The 24,283-nt window shown below is 47.1% G+C and carries 16 protein-coding genes and 1 pseudogene; 12 read left to right on the top strand and 5 right to left on the bottom strand.

All coding sequences use genetic code 11. The features are described 5' to 3' along the window. Nucleotides 1–113 precede the first annotated feature (113 nt). From AC1S5B_RS04660 to AC1S5B_RS04680, 5 genes are all read left to right on the top strand, one after another. The gene (locus AC1S5B_RS04660; protein WP_482034537.1) at nucleotides 114–1,331 is read left to right on the top strand and encodes an HhoA/HhoB/HtrA family serine endopeptidase; all 1,218 of its coding nucleotides are present in this window, start codon (nucleotides 114–116) and stop codon (nucleotides 1,329–1,331) included. Between the two features lie 120 nt (nucleotides 1,332–1,451). Beyond that, the gene (locus tag AC1S5B_RS04665) at nucleotides 1,452–1,727 is read left to right on the top strand and encodes a hypothetical protein (protein WP_482034538.1); all 276 of its coding nucleotides are present in this window, start codon (nucleotides 1,452–1,454) and stop codon (nucleotides 1,725–1,727) included. 32 nt (nucleotides 1,728–1,759) lie between these two features. Beyond that, the gene (locus AC1S5B_RS04670) at nucleotides 1,760–3,649 is read left to right on the top strand and encodes a M24 family metallopeptidase (RefSeq protein WP_482034539.1); all 1,890 of its coding nucleotides are present in this window, start codon (nucleotides 1,760–1,762) and stop codon (nucleotides 3,647–3,649) included. A 156-nt stretch (nucleotides 3,650–3,805) separates the two neighbouring features. Further along, a complete protein-coding gene (locus AC1S5B_RS04675; RefSeq protein ID WP_482034540.1) occupies nucleotides 3,806–5,290 on the top strand; it encodes an AAA family ATPase in 1,485 nt (494 codons plus the stop codon). 2 nt (nucleotides 5,291–5,292) lie between these two features. Next, a complete protein-coding gene (locus AC1S5B_RS04680; RefSeq protein WP_482034541.1) occupies nucleotides 5,293–5,985 on the top strand; it encodes a Rho termination factor N-terminal domain-containing protein in 693 nt (230 codons plus the stop codon). Nucleotides 5,986–6,111: 126 nt separating this feature from the next. Here AC1S5B_RS04680 and AC1S5B_RS04685 read toward each other — a convergent pair whose 3' ends face one another. The 3 genes from AC1S5B_RS04685 to AC1S5B_RS04695 form a co-directional block, all read right to left on the bottom strand. Further along, nucleotides 6,112–7,131, bottom strand: a complete 1,020-nt coding sequence (locus AC1S5B_RS04685; protein ID WP_482034542.1) for a Cas5 family CRISPR-associated protein — start codon at nucleotides 7,129–7,131, stop codon at nucleotides 6,112–6,114. Nucleotides 7,132–7,133: 2 nt separating this feature from the next. After that, nucleotides 7,134–7,727, bottom strand: a complete 594-nt coding sequence (locus tag AC1S5B_RS04690) for a DnaJ domain-containing protein (protein ID WP_482034543.1) — start codon at nucleotides 7,725–7,727, stop codon at nucleotides 7,134–7,136. 192 nt (nucleotides 7,728–7,919) lie between these two features. Beyond that, nucleotides 7,920–8,447 carry an SH3 domain-containing protein gene (locus tag AC1S5B_RS04695; RefSeq protein WP_482034544.1) on the bottom strand — a complete coding sequence of 176 codons (528 nt, stop codon included), beginning with the start codon at nucleotides 8,445–8,447 and terminating at the stop codon, nucleotides 7,920–7,922. A 172-nt stretch (nucleotides 8,448–8,619) separates the two neighbouring features. Here AC1S5B_RS04695 and AC1S5B_RS04700 point away from each other — a divergent pair, with 172 nt between their 5' ends. Then, nucleotides 8,620–9,015: a hypothetical protein gene (locus tag AC1S5B_RS04700; RefSeq protein ID WP_482034545.1), complete on the top strand. Its 396-nt coding sequence runs from the start codon at nucleotides 8,620–8,622 to the stop codon at nucleotides 9,013–9,015. On the opposite strand, the gene hisD is transcribed toward AC1S5B_RS04700, so the two are convergent. Next, nucleotides 8,974–10,284 carry a histidinol dehydrogenase gene (gene hisD / locus AC1S5B_RS04705; RefSeq protein ID WP_482034546.1) on the bottom strand — a complete coding sequence of 437 codons (1,311 nt, stop codon included), beginning with the start codon at nucleotides 10,282–10,284 and terminating at the stop codon, nucleotides 8,974–8,976. The two genes, AC1S5B_RS04700 and hisD, sit on opposite strands and share 42 nt — an antisense overlap. Before the next feature lie 226 nt (nucleotides 10,285–10,510). On the opposite strand from hisD, the gene rpsT reads away from it, so the two are divergent. From rpsT to AC1S5B_RS04730, 5 genes and pseudogenes are all read left to right on the top strand, one after another. Further along, the gene (gene rpsT, locus AC1S5B_RS04710; RefSeq protein ID WP_482034547.1) at nucleotides 10,511–10,816 is read left to right on the top strand and encodes a 30S ribosomal protein S20; all 306 of its coding nucleotides are present in this window, start codon (nucleotides 10,511–10,513) and stop codon (nucleotides 10,814–10,816) included. 145 nt (nucleotides 10,817–10,961) lie between these two features. After that, complete coding sequence (locus AC1S5B_RS04715) at nucleotides 10,962–11,762, top strand: TatD family hydrolase (RefSeq protein WP_482034548.1); 801 nt, start codon at nucleotides 10,962–10,964, stop codon at nucleotides 11,760–11,762. Between the two features lie 476 nt (nucleotides 11,763–12,238). Further along, nucleotides 12,239–15,529: a DNA-directed RNA polymerase subunit beta gene (gene rpoB / locus AC1S5B_RS04720; RefSeq protein ID WP_482034549.1), complete on the top strand. Its 3,291-nt coding sequence runs from the start codon at nucleotides 12,239–12,241 to the stop codon at nucleotides 15,527–15,529. 99 nt (nucleotides 15,530–15,628) lie between these two features. After that, a pseudogene (locus AC1S5B_RS04725) lies at nucleotides 15,629–21,619 on the top strand (DNA-directed RNA polymerase subunit beta'). A gap of 126 nt (nucleotides 21,620–21,745) precedes the next feature. Then, the gene (locus tag AC1S5B_RS04730) at nucleotides 21,746–22,159 is read left to right on the top strand and encodes a (2Fe-2S) ferredoxin domain-containing protein (RefSeq protein WP_482034550.1); all 414 of its coding nucleotides are present in this window, start codon (nucleotides 21,746–21,748) and stop codon (nucleotides 22,157–22,159) included. Here the strand turns inward: AC1S5B_RS04730 and lepB are convergent. Beyond that, the gene (gene lepB, locus AC1S5B_RS04735; protein WP_482034551.1) at nucleotides 22,156–22,758 is read right to left on the bottom strand and encodes a signal peptidase I; all 603 of its coding nucleotides are present in this window, start codon (nucleotides 22,756–22,758) and stop codon (nucleotides 22,156–22,158) included. The genes AC1S5B_RS04730 and lepB overlap by 4 nt on opposite strands. 53 nt (nucleotides 22,759–22,811) lie before the next feature. On the opposite strand from lepB, the gene AC1S5B_RS04740 reads away from it, so the two are divergent. Next, nucleotides 22,812–24,218 (top strand): dihydroorotase, encoded by a 1,407-nt coding sequence (locus AC1S5B_RS04740; protein WP_482034552.1) that lies wholly within the window; start codon nucleotides 22,812–22,814, stop codon nucleotides 24,216–24,218. Nucleotides 24,219–24,283 lie beyond the last annotated feature (65 nt).

Consider the following 24,283-nt stretch of genomic DNA (forward strand, 5'->3'; position numbering starts at 1 on the left):
TAGCCGTATCTCCTTGAAATGGATAGAACCATTCTAAGCCTGTCAAAATGATGAAAAGGTTTGGCAGTATTTGCTTGCGCTCAATAGTGGGCTGCCGATTCTTAATTTGAGCAATGTCGAAGGTATGGGATATGCATGTTGTCAACCTTTTTGAGTTTCTGCGTCGTTTTGCCTATCCGGCGATCGCCTTTGGAATGTCGGTTCTACTAATTTTCCAAACCTTGCCTAGTGCCTCTGCGGCAAGCTTGGAACCCGCACCCCTTAAACCAGTACGGGCGGTTGTGTTACCCAAAGCAGAAGTCAGTCAGGGCAGCTTTGTGGCGGCGGCAGTTAAAGCGGTCGGTGACTCTGTGGTGCGAATTGATACGGAACGCACGGTAACGCGGCAACGCTCCACTGACCCGATGATGGATGATCCTCTGTTTCGCCAGTTTTTTGGAGGCGATTACTATTCACAAATTCCTCGCGAAGAGCGGATGAGAGGGCAAGGATCGGGGTTTATTGTGGATCAAACTGGGGTGATTTTGACCAATGCCCATGTGGTGGACAAAGCCGATCGCGTTACCGTGACCCTGAAGGATGGGCGGGTTTTTGATGGCACAGTCAAAGGGGTTGATGAGGTGACTGACTTAGCCGTCGTTAAAATTGACGGTAAAGCATTGCCAGTTGCGCCTTTAGGCAATTCGGATAGTATTCAGGTAGGCGATTGGGCGATCGCAGTTGGCAATCCTTTAGGGTTAGACAACACGGTTACGTTAGGAATTGTTAGCACCCTGAAGCGTTCTAGCGCTCAAGTAGGGATTCCTGATAAACGCTTAGATTTTATTCAAACGGATGCTGCCATCAACCCAGGCAACTCTGGTGGTCCGTTGCTGAATGATCAAGGCGAGGTAATTGGCATTAATACCGCAATTCGAGCGGATGCGATGGGGATTGGCTTTGCGATTCCAATCAACAAGGCGAAGGATATTGAAATCCGTTTGGCGAAGGGAGAACGGATTACCCATCCTTATTTAGGTGTGCAAATGACGACTCTCACGCCGGAATTGGCGAAGCAGAATAATACTGATCCCAATTCAGCCTTTTTGGTGCCCGAAGTCAAGGGCGTTGTTGTGGTGCGCGTGTTGCCAAATACTCCAGCCGAAAAAGCAGGATTGCGTCGAGGCGATGTGGTGACGAATATTGATGGAAACGCGATCGCAACGGCTGAACAGCTACAGCAACTAGTGGAAAATAGTCAAATTGGGCAAACACTTAAACTCCAGGTGCAACGCGGCAACTTGAGTAAACAGCTATCCGTGAAGACGGCTGAATTAGATAACGCTGCTTAGTTAAAATACTGTCAACTTACAGAAAGCACTTGATAAGCGGAACCTCAGTCACTTTAGTGATAAGAGGAGAGTGATTTCTCTTTTTTTTACTGCTGCGGAAGAGAAATAGTCAAAATCGAGATGCCGCCGATTGCGCCGACGGTGACCAGAGTAGAGCGCTATGGTGGTAGTCACCCTAAATGTGGAGCACACCAGATTTCAGCAGTTGCCCTAGGCATGGAACCAGGCGGCTCGTTTGGGCATCGCATCGCTGCGTTAGTGACGTTTGATTGGGGCAGAGATCTCTTTGCGGCGGTGCGTTCTGTGGTCAATCCGGGAAAACGACAGGGTTTATCTGCTTTTGAATCTATCCTGGCTGCCCTGAATCCCCTGGAATCTCTATTCCCTTTGAGTTGAGCGATTACCAATATTCTTCACGCACTACTCCTATGACTCCTATCGAATTAATGCCACCGCCACTGCAAACGACTGACACTGCGGCAAAATTAGCGGTACTGCGATCGCACTGTGCCGATCATGCGTTAGATGCCTACCTAATTCCTTCAGCAGACGAGCATTTGAACGAATACTTGCCAGAGATTAAGCAGCGGCGCAAGTGGGCAAGCGGCTTTACGGGATCATCCGGCGATTTTTTGGTAGGGCAAACTCAGGCGTGGGTGTTTGTCGATTCTCGCTACTATGAGCAAGCCGGGTTAGAAGTGGATACTGATCTAATTCAGGTGTCTAAAGTGGGATTGGATGACCACAAAACCTTAGAAGAAGTGGTGGAAGAGTGGGGGCGAGAGGCGACCAAAGCAGGGAAGGCACTGCGACTGGGTTATGACCCGTTTACGCTGTCTATCAGTCAGTTTCGCGAGTTTCACAAAAAGGTGGAATCTTGGGGTGTGGTGCTGGTGCCGATCGCCACGAATCTCGTGGATCAAGTGCGATCTCAAACTCCCTGGGCAAACGAAAGCCTTCCTGTCTACGCCGATTCGCCGCTATTTGCCTTGTCAGATGAGCAAACCGGGGAAGCGATCGCCCCAAAGCTGGCGCGCACCCGCGAAAAGATGGAAAAGGCAAACGCCCAGATTTTACCCCTGACGAAACTGGATCAAATTGCGTGGTTGTTTAACTTACGCGGTTGGGATGTGTCTTATAATCCGGTGTTCATTGCCTACGCGATCATTACGAGGGAGCAAGCGTTTCTGTTCACGAACGAACACCGGATTGAACCCGCTTTGCAGCAGCAGCTTACGCAATATCTGACGCTGCTGCCCTACGCCGACTATGTGCCCACTCTGCGATCGCTGCTCACACTCAATAGTCGTGTGTTAATTGCTCCCCAACACACCACCATGGGCACCTACCAAATTTTGAAACCCGCACCGGGACAACCCCGCTGCAAAATTGTGGAGATGGCAAACCCGATTGAGGAAATGAAGGCGCGTAAGAATGCGATCGAAATCGCCCAGATGCAGCAGGCAAACCTGAAAGCCAGTCGTGCCAAAACCCGGACGATGAAATGGTTGGTCGATCAGCTTGAAACCGGAAATCCCCTGACTGAGGCTGATGTTGCTGCCACGATTGAGGGCTTTTACAAGGAAGAAGCAGATTTTCAAGGGTTGAGCTTCAACACGATCGCCGGCAGTGGCAGCAATAGTTCCATCGTTCACTACGGCACTCCCAATCCCCAAAAGGTGTTGCAGTCAGGAGAACTGCTACTCCTAGACTCTGGCGCTCAATATGCCGCTGGCACCACAGATGATACTCGCACTTTCGCTATTGGCACTCCTACCCCAGAGCAAATCGAACGCTATACCGAAGTGCTGAAGGCACACATTAATTGCGCCATGCAGCAGTTTCCGAAAGGCACCACAGGCGCACAACTAGACGGGATTACGCGATCAACTTTGTGGCATGCTGGACTGGATTATGGACATGGCACCGGACACGGCGTTGGCGCATTCCTCAATGTGCATGAGGGCCCCAACGGCATCAGCAAGCGTGTTAGCCAAACTCTGGAACCGGGCATGATCACTAGCATTGAACCGGGCTTCTATCAACCCGGCTGGGGCGGCATTCGGATTGAAAATCTGTATGCGATCGTGGAAATCCCCCAGGAAAAGAAAGATGACTCCGATAAAGCTACAACGCCTTGGTATGGCTTCGAGTCCCTCACCTACATTCCCTTCGACAATCGCCTGATCGACTTGACCCGCCTCGATTCCCGCCAACGCGCTTGGCTAGATCGCTACTATCACGCCATTCTCGCCAAACTCGCCCCTACCCTTCGTCCCACTGATGCCGACTGGCTCAAGCAAACTTGCACCTTATAAAAAAGAAGCATTAGGCATTTTTCCTATCCTACAGATAAACTTCTGTGAATTTTGGTTTTGTTTATTTTTCTTTTGTGTGAATCATTCTAGATGGGGAATCCTATTTGTTAAGAGGCATAGCCCAAACCTAAAAAGATACTTTGATAACGAGATATTTTGATTAACTCAGCGTGCTTAGATTTCTTAGCGACCATTACTCCTGAAAGTAGCGAATCGGACATAGAACATAAGATTATTGTCCCTTTGCTGCATCTACTTGGATATTCCAATGAAGATTGGCAAACTCAAGTAGGAGTTGATAATTCAAAAATCGATTTTTTGATTAGCTTCAAGGCGGCTAAAGACTACAGTGCAGCCTATCTTGTGATTGAAACAAAATCACCCAAAAAAAATCTGGAGAATTCTGTTTGGCAAATTAACGAGTATATGCGTAAAACTGAAGCAGTTTTAGGACTTCTAACAAACGGATATACCTTCTACTTGCTATGTAATCACCAAGGCAAAATATCAAAGCTTGCTGAATATTCAAAGGTGGATTTATCTCTTAATCTAACTGTAGAAGACCATTTGTTTTACAAAATTTTGGGTAAAAAAACTCTTTTGATTTTCTCCAAAGAGATGAGAAGAAATCAACTGAGTATAAAAACAAAATTCCTATCAATTATTTCTAAAGCTTTGTTAGGAACAGATCAAGCTAAACTGCTCATAGGTAAAGAAAATTTTGATCCTGAAATAGGGCGAGATATAAGCAGGAGTCCTGTTCAATCTAAAGCGATCGCTAAGACAAAGATTATCACTGTCTTTAACAACAAGGGCGGAGTGGGTAAAACTACTACTACCATTAATGTTGCTGCTGCACTGAGCAAGTTAGGGAAAAAGGTTTTATTAATTGATGTTGATCCACAGGCAAACCTAACACTAGGGCTAGGAATTGATCCGCTTGACGATGTAGAGAAACGAGGAAGAAAAGATGTTTCCCATCTGTTGGTTGAGCCACGAGTCACTCTGGAACAGGTCATTATTAAAAAATATTGGGATGATATTAGTTTAGATATTGTTCCCTCTCATATTCGATTAAGTGATATGGAGGCAACTTTGATAATGACTCCAGATATTGATCAAGTTCTAGCTAAAAAAATAAACAGGTATGTTGACGAGTATGACTATATTCTGATTGATCCACCGCCCTCTTTTGGCAAGGCGAATAGTATTGCATTGATGGCATCTTCAGGCATTTTGATTCCAACTCAACTATCCTCATATCCCATTCGAGCTTTAGAATATGTTGTCGGTAGAGCGATCGCAATTAATCATTTGAGAGAAGAAGCACTTCCAATTTTGGGGATTACTGTCAGTATGTATAACAGGGCTTCTACTAAACTTTCCTTAGCAATGACCGCAGAAATTAAAAAGGTTTTACAGAAAATTCCGGGTGGTTCTAACGTTGAAGTTTTTCCAGAAAGTAGCTGGATTCCTAATCTTTCTATTATTTCTACCACTCCTAATAAAGGCTACCCAATCTGTTTTGCTGAATTTGATCACGAATTAGGGCATCGAGAGAAAGAAGCGGCGCAGGATGCTTTTAACTGCTACACAAATTTGGCAAACCATTTGATCAAAACAACAAATAGAGATGGCTGAGAATGGATGAGCTAGAACGGCAAAAGAAGATTGTTGAGTATCTACAGATTAAATCGACGAGTCATGGTCAGGTTTATACTTTTCAAATGGCAGTGCCGCCTTCTACATCCACAAAAATTGATCCTGAAAGGTTTGAGGCAATTAGCCACAGCTTAGCTCAGCAAGGAACAAACTTAGTTTCGCTGATTGTTCGCCGCACGAAAGCGTACAGCGAAGAAGAAGAATATGAGGTAGTTTATGGAGTAGATTGGTACTTAGTTGCCAAAGAAATTGGAATCGAAAAATTGTGGGTTTGGGTCTTTGATATGACCGATGAAGAAGCTCAAATTGCTCAACAAGAAATGGAGCTACTTGCAGGGAAAAGTGAGGCTTTTGTTCTTGTTTCAGTCAAACAAATTGAGCGATCGCTAAAACAATTTGAGGCATCCATTGAGAGTAAGTTAGAAAATAAACTAGACGAACTTTTTGCCAAAATTGACCAACTTCAATCAGCCATTACAAACCAACTTCAAGAAAAAACAGACTTGGCTATATCTGAACAGACAACATTAGTAGAACCGTCTTCCTACTCAAGAGAAGAGCTTAATCTAATGCCCATAAGTAAGCTCAAGCCTATTGCTAAACGAAAGGGTTTGAAGCGTTACTCAAACTGGAGAAAAGATAAGCTCATTGATGCAATTATCAATGCTGGCTAATAGGGCGATCGCCAATGCATTGGCTAGACCGCTACTATCACGCCATTCTCACCAAACTCAGCCCCACCGATGCGGAATGGTTAAGAGCATTTGTACGCTTTAACTCAAATTTTCTTACAAAAACCGCTAACTTACTTTACTAAACGGAAGATACAGAACATGAGGTTTGCGTTTGCTAACAGGCTCTTGCTTGCCGAGTTTCTCCTTCTGGTATTCCAGCCAATTTAGCGTGTCTATTTGATCAGAATAGTATTTTTGAACGAAATCAATAAAGTCATCAATCGTACAAGGCTTTTGGCATCCACCCATGTAATTGATGTGAAATTGATCATGGACTTCACACGCTAACGTAATTAGGTTGTCTTCCATATCCGCAAGGAGTGGATACTCATTTTGAGAATATAAATGATGAGCCGATAGCTTTAGCTGATTAACTCTATTATTTTTCTGTCTAGTTAGACGGCAAGTGCTTCTATCGCGTTTCTTTGCTCTTGTCATTGCAGAGGAAATTCTTTTTTCTCGGTTTTTAATCTGCTCAACAATATCCTCAATCTGAGGTTTGATTACTTCACCAACCTCTTTGCATTCTTCCTTACGATTTTTCTTTGTTTGGCATTCATGAAAAGCTTGAGCAAGCTTAGCAATTCCTTCTAGTGAGAAATAGAGTCCATCATCAATAAAGTTCTCAGAGTCTTGACCTTCGATAAGCGGAAACTTTGTCTTCTGAGTATGTTCAGCCATTTTTGTAAGGTAGTCAGACCGAGTTCCAAAAATTGCCACCGCGTCAGAGCGCGAAATCCAAAATCTATTGTTTCGCTTCACTAAAGACGATGAATTTTCTAGAATTTTACGTCTAATAAAGCTTTGACGGATCTTTGCTTTAGTGTGAAAAATCCACTCGCTGAGAAGATCCCAAAATCCTGGCTTTTTAGTTGCTTCTAGATAACGGGCAATGGCATAGGCTCCCGATTCCGTATATTCCCGCAGACCCGTGGATGCAATAACGACCTTATAGTCTTTTCCTTCAAGCAATTCCCACTCATCATCGGCATCGGCATCAAAGAATGTTTCAAGATCAATCAAATCTTGATCTGTGATGTTGAGTGTCTTAATTAGGTCTTTACTAGTGATATAAACTTTTGCCATGGCTAAAACTTTTGGGTGAGACTTTTATAAAAAACAGTCAAGCGATTGAATATTTCTGCATCCCCTGTAGATGAGTTATCTGGGTGATAAATCTTACTCAGTTGGTGATAGGCAGATTTGATATCTTCAGTGGTAGAAGTTTTTGGATCTAATCCAAAGGCTCGCCAAGGCATATCGTATTTAAAGATGTTGATTCCATTGATGCAGCCATGCCCTTCTTCATTAGCTTCATTGGGTAGAACATCAATAAACTTGCGGTACAGCATCTCCCAACCTGCATTCTTTCTTAAGTCAAGGTTTTCTATACTGGATGTAGCCAGTTGAAAGCCACTCGATTTTTTGAGTTCTTTTGCGTCTTTTACATCAAAGTGGTTAAAGACCGATTCTTTAAGTTGCTTGCCAGTGAGCGGCTTTATGGGCTTTAGCTTGGGGTCTTTCTTTTTGAAATTTTCAATAGTAAAACCTGCAAACTTCTCAAGTACATCCGCACTTATTCCATGCGTCTCTGCAAGTAAAGCAATTTCATCCTGTATTAATTTGTTCAGGATTGTCTGAGGCATACGCACTCCTATGTCGCTAATATTTTTCGCTGCCATCTAGGGTTATAAACGAAGTTAAGTGCTTAATCTTTTCAATCTCTACGTTAGAGTTCCCAAGTTTTCCGGCAATCAACAGAATCAAAGAACGTTTTTATAACTTAGGTTTAAACCTTAAAGAGGATGCATCCTCAAATTGGGTTGCATCCTCAAATTCAAAATATGTTTTTTGAGAAACAGAGCTAAGCCGAATTAACAGCCGCCTTCATCCATGCGGCTAATTAGGTCGCTGCGTACCCAGCCTTGAGCGCCAGAGGGAAACTGGACAAAGTGCCAAACGTAGCCGTCATTGGTATTTTTTTGGTTTAGCAGTTGCACCACATCGCCTTGCACTCCGTAGTGAGGAGAGGTAGCTGAAGTGGATGGATTAGCTCGAACATTGATGCGATCTCCCACGTTTCCTGCCAACACACCATACTCCGCCATGCCTTCGCTATATCGAACAAAATCGCCGCGCACCCAACCCTTAGCACCCGAAGAAAATTGCACATAGTTCCACATTGCGCGATCGCTTCCCAGCATGGAGCGTGTCACCTCGACGCGATCGCCTGCCAAACCATAATGAGCACGAGCAGACGCGATCGTAGGTGAAGAGCGTACATTAATCTGACTGCCAGACTCTTGAGCAACCAGCGTGGCAGGGCGCGCAAACGAAGGTGAAGCAATGCTAGTGGTTGCAATTGCAGCAAAGGCAGAAAACAGAAGGTGAAGTGCTTTCATAACGATTTTTTGGGATTGGTAATTGGGCTACTTTTTACTTCAACCACCCTCTAGATTTTTCCCAAAAAAATAGCCGCGGTTCTGAGAATTTCTAGATTCTCAGAACTTCTCAACCCTTGAATGAAGAAGCATCTGGCATACTGAAGGCATAAGCCTTTTGTTAAAATTTCTTATGTTTGGCACTTTTCAACACAGCAGCCTCCGCATCGAAATTCCTGCCAGCGAACAGGCGTTACGGCAAGGATTGTTGCACACGGCAAATCTGCAAAAATGGCTTTTTCCACAGCGGCTCTCTGTGGGTTTGCCAGAAGAACTCATTGAAGGATTAACGTTTACAAGTTGGTTGGGTCCCGTGGCAGTGCAGCATCAGGTTGCTCAATTGGAATCTAACAGCCTACGACTGCTGTTAAGCCAAGGCATTGATGGCTTTCATGAATGGCACTGGGGCGAAGGTTGGGTGCAGTCTCGGATTGAGGGAGTTTCTCTGCTGCCGCTCAACTTAGGACAAACCATTAGCCTGGTACGTCTAGGGCAATTCCTGGTTGCCACGCATCCGCAAGCGAACTGATTCAGCATGGGAATGTAGCCCTTCTGCCGTTGCCAACGCGTCGATCGCCCCGGCAACTTTTTCCAGCGCTGTTTGTGAATATTGCACTAGGCTGGAATGTTTCAGGAACGTTTCCACGCTCAAAGCAGAGGCATACCGAGCCGCCCCAGAAGTGGGCAGGGTATGATTCGGACCTGCTAGGTAATCCCCAACGGCTTCTGGAGTAGAAGATCCTAAGAAAATTGCGCCAGCGTGACGAATTTTATCAAGCAAGCCCCAGGGATCAACCACTTCCAGTTCTAAATGTTCTGGGGCAAACTCATTAGACAGTTCTGCCGCTACATCTAAGGATTCCACCACTACGACCAAGCCATAATGGGCGATCGCTTTTTCTGTCAAAAGACGACGCGGATGATCGACTAACTGCCGTTCCACTTCATCCACAACTTTTCGCGCCAGCACCGAATCATCAGTTAATAGAATAGAAGCTGCCATTTGGTCATGCTCAGCTTGCGCCAGCATATCTGCCGCCACATAGACCGGATTGGCGCTCTTATCGGCGATGATCAATACTTCGGATGGACCGGCGAGAGAATCGATCCCCACGGTGCCATAAACCAGTTTTTTCGCCAAGGTGACGTAAATATTACCGGGTCCAGTGATCACATCCACTTTTGGAATCGTTTCGGTTCCATAGGCAAGCGCCGCGATCGCCTGTGCCCCGCCTACACGATAAATTTCCTCAACTCCTGCTTCTTGGGCTGCAACTAAAACGGCTGGACTAATGCCAGTCTCTCCACCAGGAGGAGTCACCATGACAATACGAGGAACCTTCGCCACTTTTGCCGGAATCGCATTCATAATCACCGTGCTGGGGTAGGAAGCCTGCCCACCCGGAACATAAATACCTGCGAGATCGACCGGGGTGTACCGCTTTCCTAGCACCACTTCATTCTCACCAAAATGAACCCAGCTTTTTGGAATCCGCTGGCGATGAAATGCTTCAACTTGCCGACACGCAAGCTGAATGGCATCTAGCAATTCTTTAGAAACCTGTTGATAAGCAGCATCTAGTTCTGAGCCGCTAACCCGCAAGTCGTCAGATTTTAGATCCCGACGATCGAACTCTAAGGTGTAATGTAACAGGGCGCGATCGCCCTGACGTTTCACTGCTTGAAGCACTTCCCGCACCGTTGACTCTTTATGAGTAACTTGGTCATCGTGGGTGCGGTCACAGATACGCCGTAGTTCAGATCGTGCCTCGGTTCGCTGAGTAATAATTCGCAGCATGGAAGTCGGAATGCCATCTTAAAAAGTTGTCTGACGAGAACAGATTTCTGAAAGTTCTTACTCATTCAGTCAGAAAGTGGATGCGCCCATCCTCGTTACTCTAGCTTAACCTGGATTTTTAGGAGATTGGGCGGTTGAACACAGGAGATGTTATAGTTATTCTTCGAGTATTTGTCAGATTCTTCTGATAATGTTTCGATAGGTAGTAGAGTTTTTAGGATTTACTGTGGCTAACATCAAGTCTGCCATTAAGCGCGTAGAAATCGCTGAGCGCAATCGGCTTCGGAACAAAAGCTATAAGTCTTCTGTTAAGACATTCGTGAAAAAATGCTTTGCTGCTGTGAGTAGTCATGCTGCCAGCCCAACGCCTGCATCTGAGCAAGAAGTTCAGGCAAGTTTAGCCTCTGCCTACAGTCATATTGACAAGGCTGTCAAAAGAGGCGCATTGCACTCGAATACGGCAGCCCGTAAAAAATCTAGCTTGATGCGGGCAGTTAAAGGTCTTGAACCCAAGCAATCAACAGAGTCTTGAAATCAATAAAGTCTGGAAGTTTTACTTACTTGTAGCCAAAGCGAACTTGCAGGTTAACGCTACTTGAATTTCTGAACTATTTAATTGGTTCTCTCAGCTTAAACCTACATCGAAACTAGCGTCGATCCATTTGATTGTCTTCTAAATGCAACTTGTTGACACTCATGTTCATATTAATTTTGAGGCGTTTCAGCAAGATTTGGACGAGGTAGCCAAGCGTTGGCGAGAAGCCAACATTGTTCATCTTATCCACTCTTGCGTGGAACCGTCAGAGTTTAAGGGGATTCAAGCAATCGCAGATCGCTTTCCTGAAGTGTTTTTTGCAGTTGGCTTGCATCCTTTAGATGTAGAAGATAAGTGGACTGACCAGATAGCTAGCGAAATTTTTCAGTTAGCAAGCTCTGATAGACGAGTGGTGGCAATTGGCGAGACGGGTCTAGATTTTTTCAAGGCGCAGAATTCAGAGCGGCAACTCCAAGCGTTAGACCAACAGTTGGCGATCGCTCAGCGGCTAGATTTACCAGTTATCATTCACTGCCGCGATGCAGCAGTAGTGATGGCTGACCATCTCCGCAACTTTTGGGAGCAGCACGGTTCCGTTCGGGGCGTAATGCATTGCTGGGGAGGAACGCCAGAAGAAACTCAACGGTTTTTAGACTTAGGTTTCTTTATTAGCTTTAGCGGCACGGTCACCTTTAAAAAAGCGACTCAAATTCATGAGTCTGCTCAAATGGTGCCCAGCGATCGCTTACTCATTGAAACTGATTGTCCTTTCTTAGCACCTGTCCCTCACCGGGGCAAGCGGAATGAACCTGCAAACGTTCGGCATGTTGCTGAGAGAGTTGCTCTGTTACGCAATATTTCAGTTGATCAGCTTGCAACCCAAACAACTCACAACGCTCATCAACTATTTCGTCTACCCCCTTTAGTCGATTTGGCAAGCTAAATTCAAGCTTTTTACCGAATCCTGGCAATCTTCGCTTTACTCGGTTGACGACATTACATATTTTTGCTACTCAACTCCCATTTTTTGCAAAATCGAGGCATAATGAAAGGAAATATTAATATATCAACAGTGGGAAACCCTTGAAACAACCTCGACATTGGGTGGTCACGACCCATCGTCTCTTAAATATTCCCGTATTTGCATCACCTAGTTTTTAGATGAGCTTAGCCCTACAGCCGTATTCAGCTTCACAGACAGACAGTTTCTACAAGTCAGCGGTCTAATCACTATGAACTTTGTGGCAGCTTCAGAATTCCTTAGGCATTTGAGTATCTACATCTTTGGTTTTCCTAGCTCTGGTCGTTAAAGAGCTACTCGTTATGAGTAGCTCAATTCATATTGTTTATTGACTTTTTGGTGAGCAATCATCTATAATCCATCACTCGCGCTGGGCATACCCCTTCTGAAGACAACGCATGACTGAATACACCACACCCGCTTTCACCCTGCCTGATTTGGTTGAAATTCAGCGGGAAAGCTTCCGCTGGTTTCTTGAAGAAGGTTTAATTGAAGAATTAGACAGCTTCTCCCCCATTACAGATTACACCGGAAAGTTAGAGCTTCACTTTGTTGGTAAGGACTATAAGCTAAAACGACCCAAGTATGATGTTGATGAGGCGAAAAGACGGGACAGCACCTACGCCGTTCAAATGTATGTTCCTACTCGGTTAATCAATAAAGAAACTGGGGAAATTAAGGAACAAGAAGTATTTATTGGCGATTTGCCATTGATGACAGATCGCGGCACCTTCATCATCAACGGGGCAGAACGAGTTATTGTCAACCAGATTGTGCGTAGCCCTGGGGTTTACTATAAATCTGAAACAGACAAAAACGGACGACGCACCTACAACGCCAGTCTGATTCCTAACCGAGGTGCTTGGCTAAAGTTTGAAACAGACAAAAATGATTTGGTCTGGGTTCGCATCGATAAAACCCGTAAACTCTCTGCACAGGTACTTCTGAAAGCCCTGGGTTTGAGCGATGGTGAAATTTTTGATTCCTTACGCCATCCTGAATATTTTCAAAAAACGATCGACAAAGAAGGGCAATACGGCGAAGAAGAAGCCCTCATGGAATTGTATCGGAAGTTGCGTCCCGGTGAGCCTCCCACGGTTTCCGGCGGTCAGCAATTACTTGACTCTCGATTCTTCGATCCGAAGCGTTATGACTTGGGCAAAGTAGGGCGCTATAAGCTGAATCGCAAGCTGCGTTTGAATGTGCCTGAAGTGATGCGGGTATTAACACCACAGGATATTTTGTCGGCGATCGACTATCTGATCAATCTAGAATTTGACATCGGCAGTATTGACGATATTGATCACCTTGGCAATCGACGAGTTCGGTCAGTGGGCGAACTCCTACAGAACCAAGTGCGGGTTGGATTAAACCGCTTAGAGCGGATTATTCGGGAACGTATGACGGTTTCCGACGCAGATTCACTTACCCCGGCATCCCTAGTCAATCCGAAACCATTAGTGGCAGCAATTAAGGAATTTTTTGGTTCCTCTCAACTCTCACAGTTTATGGATCAAACCAACCCCTTAGCGGAATTGACTCATAAACGTCGTTTGAGTGCCCTTGGTCCAGGCGGCTTAACCCGTGAGCGTGCTGGATTTGCAGTTCGAGATATTCATCCGTCTCACTATGGGCGTATTTGCCCGATTGAAACGCCTGAAGGTCCCAATGCTGGCTTGATTGGTTCTTTGGCAACCCATGCGCGGGTCAATGCTTACGGGTTTATCGAAACGCCCTTTTGCAAAGTTGAGAACGGGCGAGTTTGCCAAGACATCGCAGCCGCATATATGACAGCGGACGAGGAAGATGATCTGCGCGTTGCAGCGGGCGATGTGCCAATGGATGAGACGGGTCTAATTCTAGGCGACGAAGTTCCGATTCGGTATCGTCAAGAGTTCACGACAGCCACGCCTGACGAAATTGATTATGTTGCGGTCTCTCCAGTACAAATCATCTCAGTTGCCACCTCATTAATTCCCTTTTTGGAACATGATGATGCTAACCGAGCGCTGATGGGATCAAACATGCAGCGGCAAGCAGTCCCCTTATTGCGTCCTGAGCGTCCGTTAGTCGGAACGGGTTTAGAAGCTCAAGCCGCTAGAGACTCTGGCATGGTGATTGTCAGTCGAACGGATGGAGAAGTGATCTTTGTCTCAGCCGATCGCATTCGGGTTCGCGATCCCCACGGTCGAGAGATTGAGTACCAAGTGCAGAAATATCAGCGGTCTAACCAAGATACTTGCTTGAACCAGCGACCCATCGTGTTTCTGGGCGATCGCGTGATTGCCGGACAAATTTTGGCAGACGGTTCCGCAACCGAATCAGGTGAATTGGCGCTGGGACAAAACATCCTCGTTGCCTATATGCCTTGGGAAGGCTACAACTACGAAGATGCGATCCTGATCAGTGAGCGCTTAGTCTTCAACGACATCTACACCTCGATCCATATTGAAAAGTATGAGATTGAAGCGCGTCAAACGAAGCTAGGACCCGAAGAAATCACCCGTGAAATTCCTAACGTGGGCGAAGACGCTCTGCGTCAATTAGATGAAACTGGCATTATTCGCATCGGTGCTTGGGTTCAGCAAAGCGACATTCTGGTGGGCAAAGTGACCCCTAAAGGGGAATCGGATCAGCCGCCGGAAGAAAAACTACTGCGGGCAATTTTCGGCGAAAAAGCCAGAGATGTGCGGGATAACTCTCTGCGGGTTCCTAACGGTGAAAAAGGTCGCGTTGTGGATGTACGGGTGTTTACACGGGAGCAAGGAGACGAACTGCCTCCGGGTGCAAACATGGTCGTTCGCGTCTATGTGGCTCAAAAACGTAAGATCCAAGTGGGCGATAAGATGGCGGGTCGGCATGGCAATAAAGGGATCATTTCCCGGATTCTGCCGATCGAAGATATGCCTTACCTCCCCGATGGCACGCCGATTGACATTGTGCTAAATCCTCTAGGTGTACCTTCGCGGATGAACGTTGGTCAAGTTTACGAATGCCTGCTCGGTTGGGCAGCAGAAAACTTGGGTGTCCGCTTCAAAGTGATTCCCTTCGATGAAATGCACGGGGAAGAAAAATCGCGTGAAACCGTACATTCCAAACTCCAAGAAGGGTCGGATTACAGAGGGGAAGACTGGGTATTTAATCCTGAAGATCCCGGTAAAATCCAAACCTATGATGGTCGCACTGGAGAACCCTTTGATCGGGCAGTCACAGTCGGCGTAGCGTATATGTTGAAACTGGTTCACCTAGTGGATGACAAGATTCACGCTCGTTCCACTGGACCTTACTCTCTGGTGACGCAGCAGCCTCTGGGGGGCAAAGCGCAACAGGGCGGTCAAAGGTTTGGAGAGATGGAAGTGTGGGCGTTGGAAGCGTTTGGAGCCGCTTACATTCTGCAAGAGTTGCTCACTGTCAAGTCCGACGATATGCAGGGACGCAATGAAGCGCTAAATGCGATCGTCAAAGGCAAAGCGATTCCTCGACCGGGTACTCCAGAGTCTTTCAAAGTACTGATGCGTGAACTTCAATCCCTTTGTTTAGATGTGGCGGTGCATAAGCTAGATACTCGCGAAGACGGCACCAGTCGTGATTCTGAGGTAGATCTGATGGCAGATGTAAGTACTCGACGAGCGCCCTCTCGACCCACTTATGAATCCATTTCTAGAGATGAAATGGACGAAAACGACTAATAGCATCAAGGGATGAGGGAAAAGCGCGATCGCATCTTCTTCTCATCCCACTCTCAATTTTTCTTGCCACAACCCGATCTTGATGAGGAATAACGCACGATGCCGAAGCTAGAGCAGCGGTTTGACTACGTAAAAATTGGTCTGGCATCTCCAGAACGAATTCGCCAATGGGGCGAACGAACTCTACCCAACGGTCAAGCCGTAGGTGAAGTCACGAAGCCAGAAACGATTAACTATCGAACACTCAAGCCAGAAATGGATGGGCTGTTTTGCGAACGGATTTTTGGACCCGCGAAAGACTGGGAATGTCATTGTGGCAAATACAAGCGTGTGCGGCATCGCGGCATTGTTTGTGAGCGCTGCGGTGTAGAAGTCACCGAGTCTCGCGTTCGCCGCCATCGCATGGGCTATATCAAACTAGCAGCTCCCGTTGCCCATGTTTGGTACTTGAAAGGGATTCCGAGCTACATGGCAATTTTGCTGGACATGCCCCTGCGCGATGTGGAGCAAATCGTTTATTTCAACGCCTATGTGGTGCTAGATGCTGGCAACGCAGAAAACCTGTCCTACAAGCAACTCCTGACGGAAGACCAATGGATCGAAATTGAGGATCAGCTTTACAGCGAAGACTCTCAGTTGACAGGAGTTGAGGTTGGCATTGGGGCAGAAGCTTTACAACGATTGTTGCAAGACATCAACTTAGAAGAAGAAGCTGAAAAGCTGCGGGAAGAAATTGCCGCTTCTAAAGGACAAAAGCGAGCAAAGCTAATCAAACGCCTACGGGTGATTGATAACTTTATCGCGACTGGTTCTCAAACTGATTGGATGGTCTTGACGGTGATTCCCGTGATTCCACCCGATTTACGTCCCATGGTGCAGCTAGATGGTGGGCGGTTTGCGACCTCTGACTTGAATGACCTCTATCGGCGGGTGATCAACCGTAACAATCGATTGGCGCGTCTGCAAGAGATTTTGGCACCTGAAATCATCGTCCGTAATGAAAAACGGATGTTGCAGGAAGCGGTAGACGCTTTGATCGATAACGGACGGCGCGGTCGTACAGTGGTGGGTGCAAATAATCGTCCCCTTAAATCTCTTTCAGACATTATTGAAGGGAAGCAGGGTCGTTTCCGGCAAAACCTCCTGGGCAAACGGGTAGACTACTCCGGTCGTTCGGTGATTGTAGTCGGTCCCAAGCTGAAGATTCATCAGTGCGGCTTGCCTAGAGAAATGGCGATCGAGTTGTTTCAGCCCTTCGTCATCCATCGGTTGATCCGGCAGGGGTTAGTCAATAACATCAAAGCTGCCAAAAAACTGATCCAGCGCAACGATCCGACGGTATGGGATGTTTTAGAAGATGTGATTGAAGGGCACCCCGTCATGTTGAACCGGGCACCCACGCTTCACCGCTTGGGGATTCAAGCCTTTGAACCCGTTTTGGTCGAGGGACGAGCGATCCAACTGCATCCATTGGTGTGTCCAGCATTTAACGCTGACTTTGATGGGGATCAAATGGCGGTTCATGTGCCTTTATCAATTGAGGCTCAAGCTGAAGCTCGATTATTGATGCTGGCATCCAATAACATCTTGTCGCCTGCAACAGGTCGCCCCATTATCACTCCTAGCCAAGATATGGTGTTGGGCTGCTATTACCTGACTGCGGAAAATCCCGATACTCAAGGGAACGGCGATCGCTACTTCTACAACTTGGAAGACGCGATCGTGGCGTATGACCAGAAACAAGTCGCGATTCACGCCTATGTTTGGGTTCGCTTTGATGGAGAAGTTGACAGTGATGAACCTGACAACGAGGTTTTGGAGGAAAGCACGTCTCCAGATGGTGTGGTAACTAAGCTCTACAAACACCGCCGTGTGCGAATTGATGCAGAAGGTAACTTACTTTCCCAATATGTTCGCACCACTCCGGGGCGCATTATCTTCAACAAGACTATTCATGATGCCTTAGCAGTCTAAACAGACTTTAGGGGTTGGCGATCGCGTCCAGCCCCACCCGTAATTTCCAAATTCAATATTTTGTTCATGGCACAGGCGGACTTAAACATGGCAGAGCGCAACGAACAACCCCTCTTTCGGAATTACGTCGTTAATAAGAAAGAGCTAACGAAGCTAATTTCTTGGGCATTTACGAATTACGGTACTGCACGCACCGCTCAAATGGCAGACATGGTCAAGGATATGGGCTTTAAGTTTGCCACTCGTGCAGGGGTGTCGATCAGTGTGGATGATTTGCAGGTTCCTCCCACTAAACGTAAACTGCTAGATGCAGCGCAAGAAACCATTCGGGCAACTGAAGAGAAATACACTCGCGGCGAAATCACCGAAGTGGAACGATTCCAAAAGGTGATTGATACTTGGAACGGCACCAACGAAGAATTGAAAGATGAAGTCGTTAAAAACTTTAAATCTAACAACCCTCTAAACTCCGTCTATATGATGGCGTTTTCCGGGGCACGGGGCAACATTTCCCAAGTTCGTCAGTTGGTGGGAATGCGGGGTCTCATGTCAAACCCGCAAGGTGAAATCATTGACTTGCCGATTAAAACCAACTTCCGGGAAGGGCTAACCGTAACAGAGTATATCATCTCATCCTACGGTGCCCGAAAAGGGCTAGTAGACACCGCTTTGCGAACCGCAGACTCTGGCTACCTGACTCGCCGTCTAGTCGATGTTTCTCAAGACGTAATCATTCGGGAATTGGACTGCGGTACTGAGCGCGGAATTCCGTTGACCAGTATGACGGATGGCGATCGCATCTTGATTCCCCTTAAAAATCGCCTTCTGGGTCGCGTTGCGGCTCGTGATATTGTTCATCCAGAAACAGGCGAAGTCATCATTGCTCGCAACCAAGCGATCTCAGATGAAGACGCGGAGAAGATTGCCCAAGCAGGCGTAGAAGAAGTCCTACTGCGATCGCCACTCACCTGCGACGCTACCCGGTCTGTTTGCCAGCTTTGCTATGGGTGGAGCCTCGCCCATGCCCACATGGTAGACATTGGCGAAGCTGTTGGCATTATCGCCGCCCAATCGATCGGAGAACCCGGAACTCAACTGACCATGAGAACCTTCCACACGGGCGGGGTGTTTACCGGTGAAATGGCACGCCAAGAACGGGCAAGCTTTGACGGTACGATCAAATTTCCCAAACGTTTTAGGACTCGCGCCTTCCGCACCCGTCATGGTGAAGATGCCCTCGTCGTAGAATCCGTCGATTCAAACACAAAAGTAGTCCTAGATGGCGGATCTGCCGGACAGCAAGCCTTCTCTATCTTGCAAGGCGCAACTTTACTCGTGAAAGACGGTCAAAAGGTAAAAGCTGGGCACATCCTGGCTGAAGTTCCATTGACTGGGCGATCGCGCAAAACGACTGAAAAAGCCGCAAAAGACGTAGCGTCTGACATGGCTGGAGAAGTTCAATTTGCAGATCTCGTTCCAGAAGAGAAAAAAGATCGCCAAGGTAACACCACGCGCATTGCTCAACGGGGCGGTTTGCTGTGGATTTTGTCAGGCGAAGTTTACAACCTGCCACCCGGCGCAGAACCCATCGTTAAAAATGGTGATGCTATCGAAGCAGCCGGAGTCATTGCCGAAACAAAACTCGTGACCGAACACGGTGGAATTGTTCGACTTCCGCAAGAGCCAGAAGGCAACAAAGGCGGACGAGAAGTTGAAATCATCACTGCCTCCGTACTGCTCGACCAAGCTCAAATTCGAGCAGAGAGTTTCCAAGGTCGCGATCACTACCTGATTGAAACCAACCACAATCAAACCTTCTCTCTCAAAGCTACTCCCGGAACCAAAGTCTTGAATGGTCAAGTGGTTGCCGAGTTGATCGACGATCGCTACCGCACCCAAACCGGTGGCATCATCAAATACTCTGGCGTAGAAGTGGGCAAGCGTGGTAAAGCCAAGCAAGGCTACGAAGTGATCAAAGGTGGCACCCTAATCTGGATTCCCGAAGAAGCCCACGAAGTCAACAAAGATATTTCCTTGTTGATGGTAGAAGATGGGCAATACGTTGAAGCGGGTACAGAGGTTGTTAAAGACATCTTCTGCCAAAGCAATGGCGTAATTGAAGTCACCCAAAAGAACGACATCCTCCGGGAAATTGTCGTCAAACCAGGTGACTTACATATGGTCGATAATCCTGACGACATCATCACCCGTGAAGCCGTTCTAGCAAATCCTGGTCAAGAAATTATGCCAGGGTTAACCATCGACGAACTTAAATATGTCGAGTATGTGGAGACTCCTGAAGGTCCCGCCATGCTGGTACGCCCCATTATGGAATTTACGGTTCCAGACGAACCCTCGGTTCCCAGTCAAGAATCTTCTAACGACGATTCGGGACGTTCTATTCGCTTGAGAGCCGTTCAACGGATGCCCTACAAGGATGGAGAGCGAGTCAAATCTGTGGAAGGACTGGAACTGCTCAAAATCCAACTGGTGTTAGAAATTGACCAAGATGCTCCACAACTCGCAGCCGATATAGAATTAGTTCCTGATGAAACCGATCCCGATCGGTTGCGCTTGCAGCTTGTGATTTTGGAATCCTTGGTGATTCGGCGCGATATTTCTGCCGATCCGACCCAAGGCAGCACTCAAACGCGAGTACTGGTGCAAGATGGCGATCAGATCGCACCGGGAGCCGTGGTTGCTCGGACTGAAATCCTATGCAAGGAAGCCGGAGAGGTTCGTGGTATTCGCGAAGGTGCAGAAGCCATTCGCCGAATTTTAGTGGTTCGAGATGCTGACTTGGTTACGATTAATACTAAAGGTCAGCCTACGGTCAGCCCCGGCGATTTAGTTGTCGCAGGAACCAAAGTGGCACCCGGTTTTTCCCTAGAGGAATCTGGCTTAGTGGTGCAGGTGAATGAATCCCAAATTACGATGCGGTTAGCCCGTCCCTATCGGGTCTCCCCCGGAGCCGTGCTGCACATTGACCACGGTGATCTGGTGCAGCGGGGTGACCATTTAGTTCTACTGGTCTTTGAGCGCTCTAAAACTGGAGATATCATTCAAGGTCTTCCCAGAATTGAAGAACTCCTAGAAGCGCGGAAGCCCAGAGAAGCCTGCATTCTGGCTGAACGAGATGGCACGGCTCAGGTTGTTTATGAAGACAACGAAACTACTGAAGTCAAAGTTATTGAATCGGATGGTAATTTGCGTGAGTACCCCATAGGCTCTGGGCAAAACGTGATTGTTTCCGATGGTCAACAGGTCACCGCAGGAGAGCGGTTGACCGATGGTCCTTCCAATCCCCATGAACTGCTGGAGGTGATGTATCGGGCGAGCCGTGAAACCATGGGAGTTCACGATTCGGCGCTGCGTAGCTTACGAGAAGTTCAAACTTTCTTGGTGAGCGAAGTTCAGTCTGTATATCAATCTCAAGGTGTTGATATTTCAGACAAACACATTGAAGTGGTAGTTCGCCAGATGACCTCTAAGGCGCGGGTGGATGATGGCGGAGATACCACAATGCTGCCGGGTGAGCTAGTGGAGCTTTACCAAGTAGAGCAGGTGAATGAGGCAATGTCGATTACGGGGGGTGCGCCAGCAGAATATACTCCTGTACTGTTGGGAATCACCAAAGCATCGCTGAATACCGACAGCTTTATCTCGGCGGCTAGTTTCCAAGAAACCACGCGGGTTTTGACAGAAGCTGCGATCGAGGGCAAATCTGACTGGCTACGCGGCTTGAAAGAAAACGTCATTATTGGGCGACTGATTCCTGCTGGAACTGGCTTTAATGCTTATGAGGAAGTGGGGAGTATTGATCCTGACTTGTCCTATGAAGGCATTGCTATGTTCGATGATGCTGCTGATCTGAAAGATGTCGTTCTCGACGATCGCACTGCTCGTACCTATGGTTTAGATATTGAAGATCGGGCACTCTTCGGTGGGCAAGAGTTTGGGATTACTGACCCCAAACTTGATTATGTTTCACCTATTCTGGATGACGGTGACGATGAATTCATTGGGGGTGGTAGCATCAGCAGCAAAGCTGTGGATGTCGTCGCAGATGATGATGACTTTGAAGATGTGGTGGATGACGATGATATGGAAGATTAATCCTTCTAGTTTCAAGTCGTCTCATTCTTGTCAATTATTATTTTGAACTTAAGTCATCTGCTGACAGATCAACTCAGCAGATGACTTTTTCAGTTGTAACCGAGTTGTGAACGATGGAGGGGATTTATGGCTGTTCCCAATGAACTTTGTTTGACGAATGCTTTTGCAAGCTGTACTGAGACCTTGAGCTTGAATCATATTCAACGGCACCTTTTCATTTGTGCTGATCAAACAAAACCAAAATGTTGCCCCAAAGATCTCAGTTTGGTCGCGTGGGATTATTTGAAAAATCGATTAAAAGAACTCCAGCTTGATCAGACTACAGAGACTCGCTCAAGCTGCATATTTCGCACAAAAGCCAATTGCCTGCGAGTTTGTATGCAGGGACCTATTCTAGTCATATATCCCGATGGAGTCTGGTATCACAGTGCCACACCGCCAGTGATTGAGCGAATTATTCAAGAACATCTGATTGGCAATCAAATTGTTCAGGACTATGCATTTTTGGTGCATCCGCTGCCGTGTGAAGACTTGAGTTAGGGAGTAACTTCACCCATGCGATTGAGTGGCCAAAACCGTACGATCGCCTGACCAATAATATTTTCACGGGGCACAAATCCCCAATAGTGACTATCGCAGCTATTGTTACGGTTATCGCCCAAAACCAAATATGAATTTTGAGGAACGACCCTAGGACCATATTGATATTCAGGGACGCTATCTAGATAGGTTTCTTTTATCGGACTATCGTTGATAAAGACTAGCCCTTGCTTCACTTCTATCTTTTCCCCAGGTAGACCGATGACTCGCTTGATGTAAGCATCTTTAGACCGTTGAGTCCGCGGTCCAGTACACACAACGGAGGCTTCATCGGGTGGCATAAAAACTACAATATCTCCCCGCTGAGGCTGCTTAAAGTGGTAGCTCACCTTATCTATAATCAGGCGATCGTCTACTTGAAGCGTTGGCACCATTGATTTAGAAGGGATATAGCGAGCTTCAGCCACAAACGTGCGAATGCCAAATGCCAGAATGGCGCTAAGCCCTAGGGTCTTAAGAATTTCGACCCAAATAATCTCCTTAGGAGGTTGGGGACTATTATTATTGTCACTGGATTCTTTACTGTTCACTTGAGCCATCGCAGAGATAAGGGTTATGCAGAGTTCAATACTAGTCTAAATCGGCTTATATCATGTCATCAGATTTACCGTTACTGATTCACAATGCCTTTATTGCCCAGCCGGATAGCCGCTTGGTTTTGGGAGATGTCTACGTTCAAAGTGGCATTATCCAAGCGATCGCCGCTGAACTGAATGCTGCTGAACTGAGTGCATCTGGGCAACCTATTAAGGAGATAGACGCAACTGGGCTAACTTTGTTGCCGGGAGTGATTGATCCACAGGTGCATTTCCGCGAACCGGGCTTGGAACATAAGGAAGATTTATTTACCGCCAGTTGTGCCTGTGCCAAAGGTGGCGTGACCTCGTTTCTGGAAATGCCAAACACCCGCCCACTCACAATCACTCAAGCCGCGCTGGATGACAAGCTGAAACGAGCCGCAGAAAAGTGTTTGGTCAACTATGGCTTTTTCATTGGCGCAACTGCCGAGATGCTCCCCGATTTGCTAGAGGCAACCCCGGTTTGTGGCATTAAGATTTTTATGGGTTCAATGCATGGAGATTTGCTAATCGATGAAGAGTCCCTGCTGGATCAAATTTTTTCTAAGGGCGATCGCTTGATTGCCGTTCATGCTGAAAACCAGGCTCGGATTCAAGCCCGCCGTCAACTGTTTGCAGGCAGCACCGATCCTGCCGTCCACTCTCAAATTCAGGACAATCAAGCTGCCCTAGAAGCGACGCAGCTTGCGCTTAAGCTTTCCAAAAAATATCAACGACGCTTACATATTTTGCACATGTCTACGGCGGAAGAGGCGGAACTATTGCGTCAGGAAAAACCCGCTTGGGTGACGGCAGAAGTTACTCCCCAGCATTTGCTGCTGAATACCAGCGCCTATGAAACGATCGGCAATCTAGCTCAGATGAATCCACCGCTGCGATCGCCCCATGATAATGAAGTCCTGTGGCAGGCGTTGAAAGATGGCGTAATTGACTTTATCGCGACGGATCATGCGCCCCATACCCTGGAAGAGAAAATGAAAGGCATTCCTAAATCTGTGCCTGCGTCAACCACAGAGGAACCATCCGCTGGTTCCCCAGTGATTTTGCTAGAGCCTGCCACCATTCCATCAGGGATGCCGGGAGTAGAAACCTCCCTAGCGCTAATGCTGACCCAGGCAATGGAAGGACGCTGCACCGTGGCACAGGTGGCAAACTGGATGTCTACCGCTGTGGCAAAGGCATACCGCATTCCCAACAAGGGGGCGATCGCACCGGGCTATGATGCCGATTTAGTACTGGTGGATTTGAACACCTATCGCACCGTGCGGCGCGAAGATCAGTTGACCAAGTGCGGCTGGAGTTCTTTTGAAGGGTGGAACCTGACGGGCTGGGCAGTGACGACGATCGTCGGTGGGCAGATTGTGTTTGACCACGGTAAGGTGAATACTTCTGTGCGCGGTCAAGCGTTGCGGTTTAGTTAAAACAGGGTTCGGGGTTCAGAGTTCAGGGTTCGGGGTTAAATAAATTCATACTCTGCATTTCGTAT

The organism is Leptolyngbya sp. CALU 1928 (assembly GCF_056784215.1).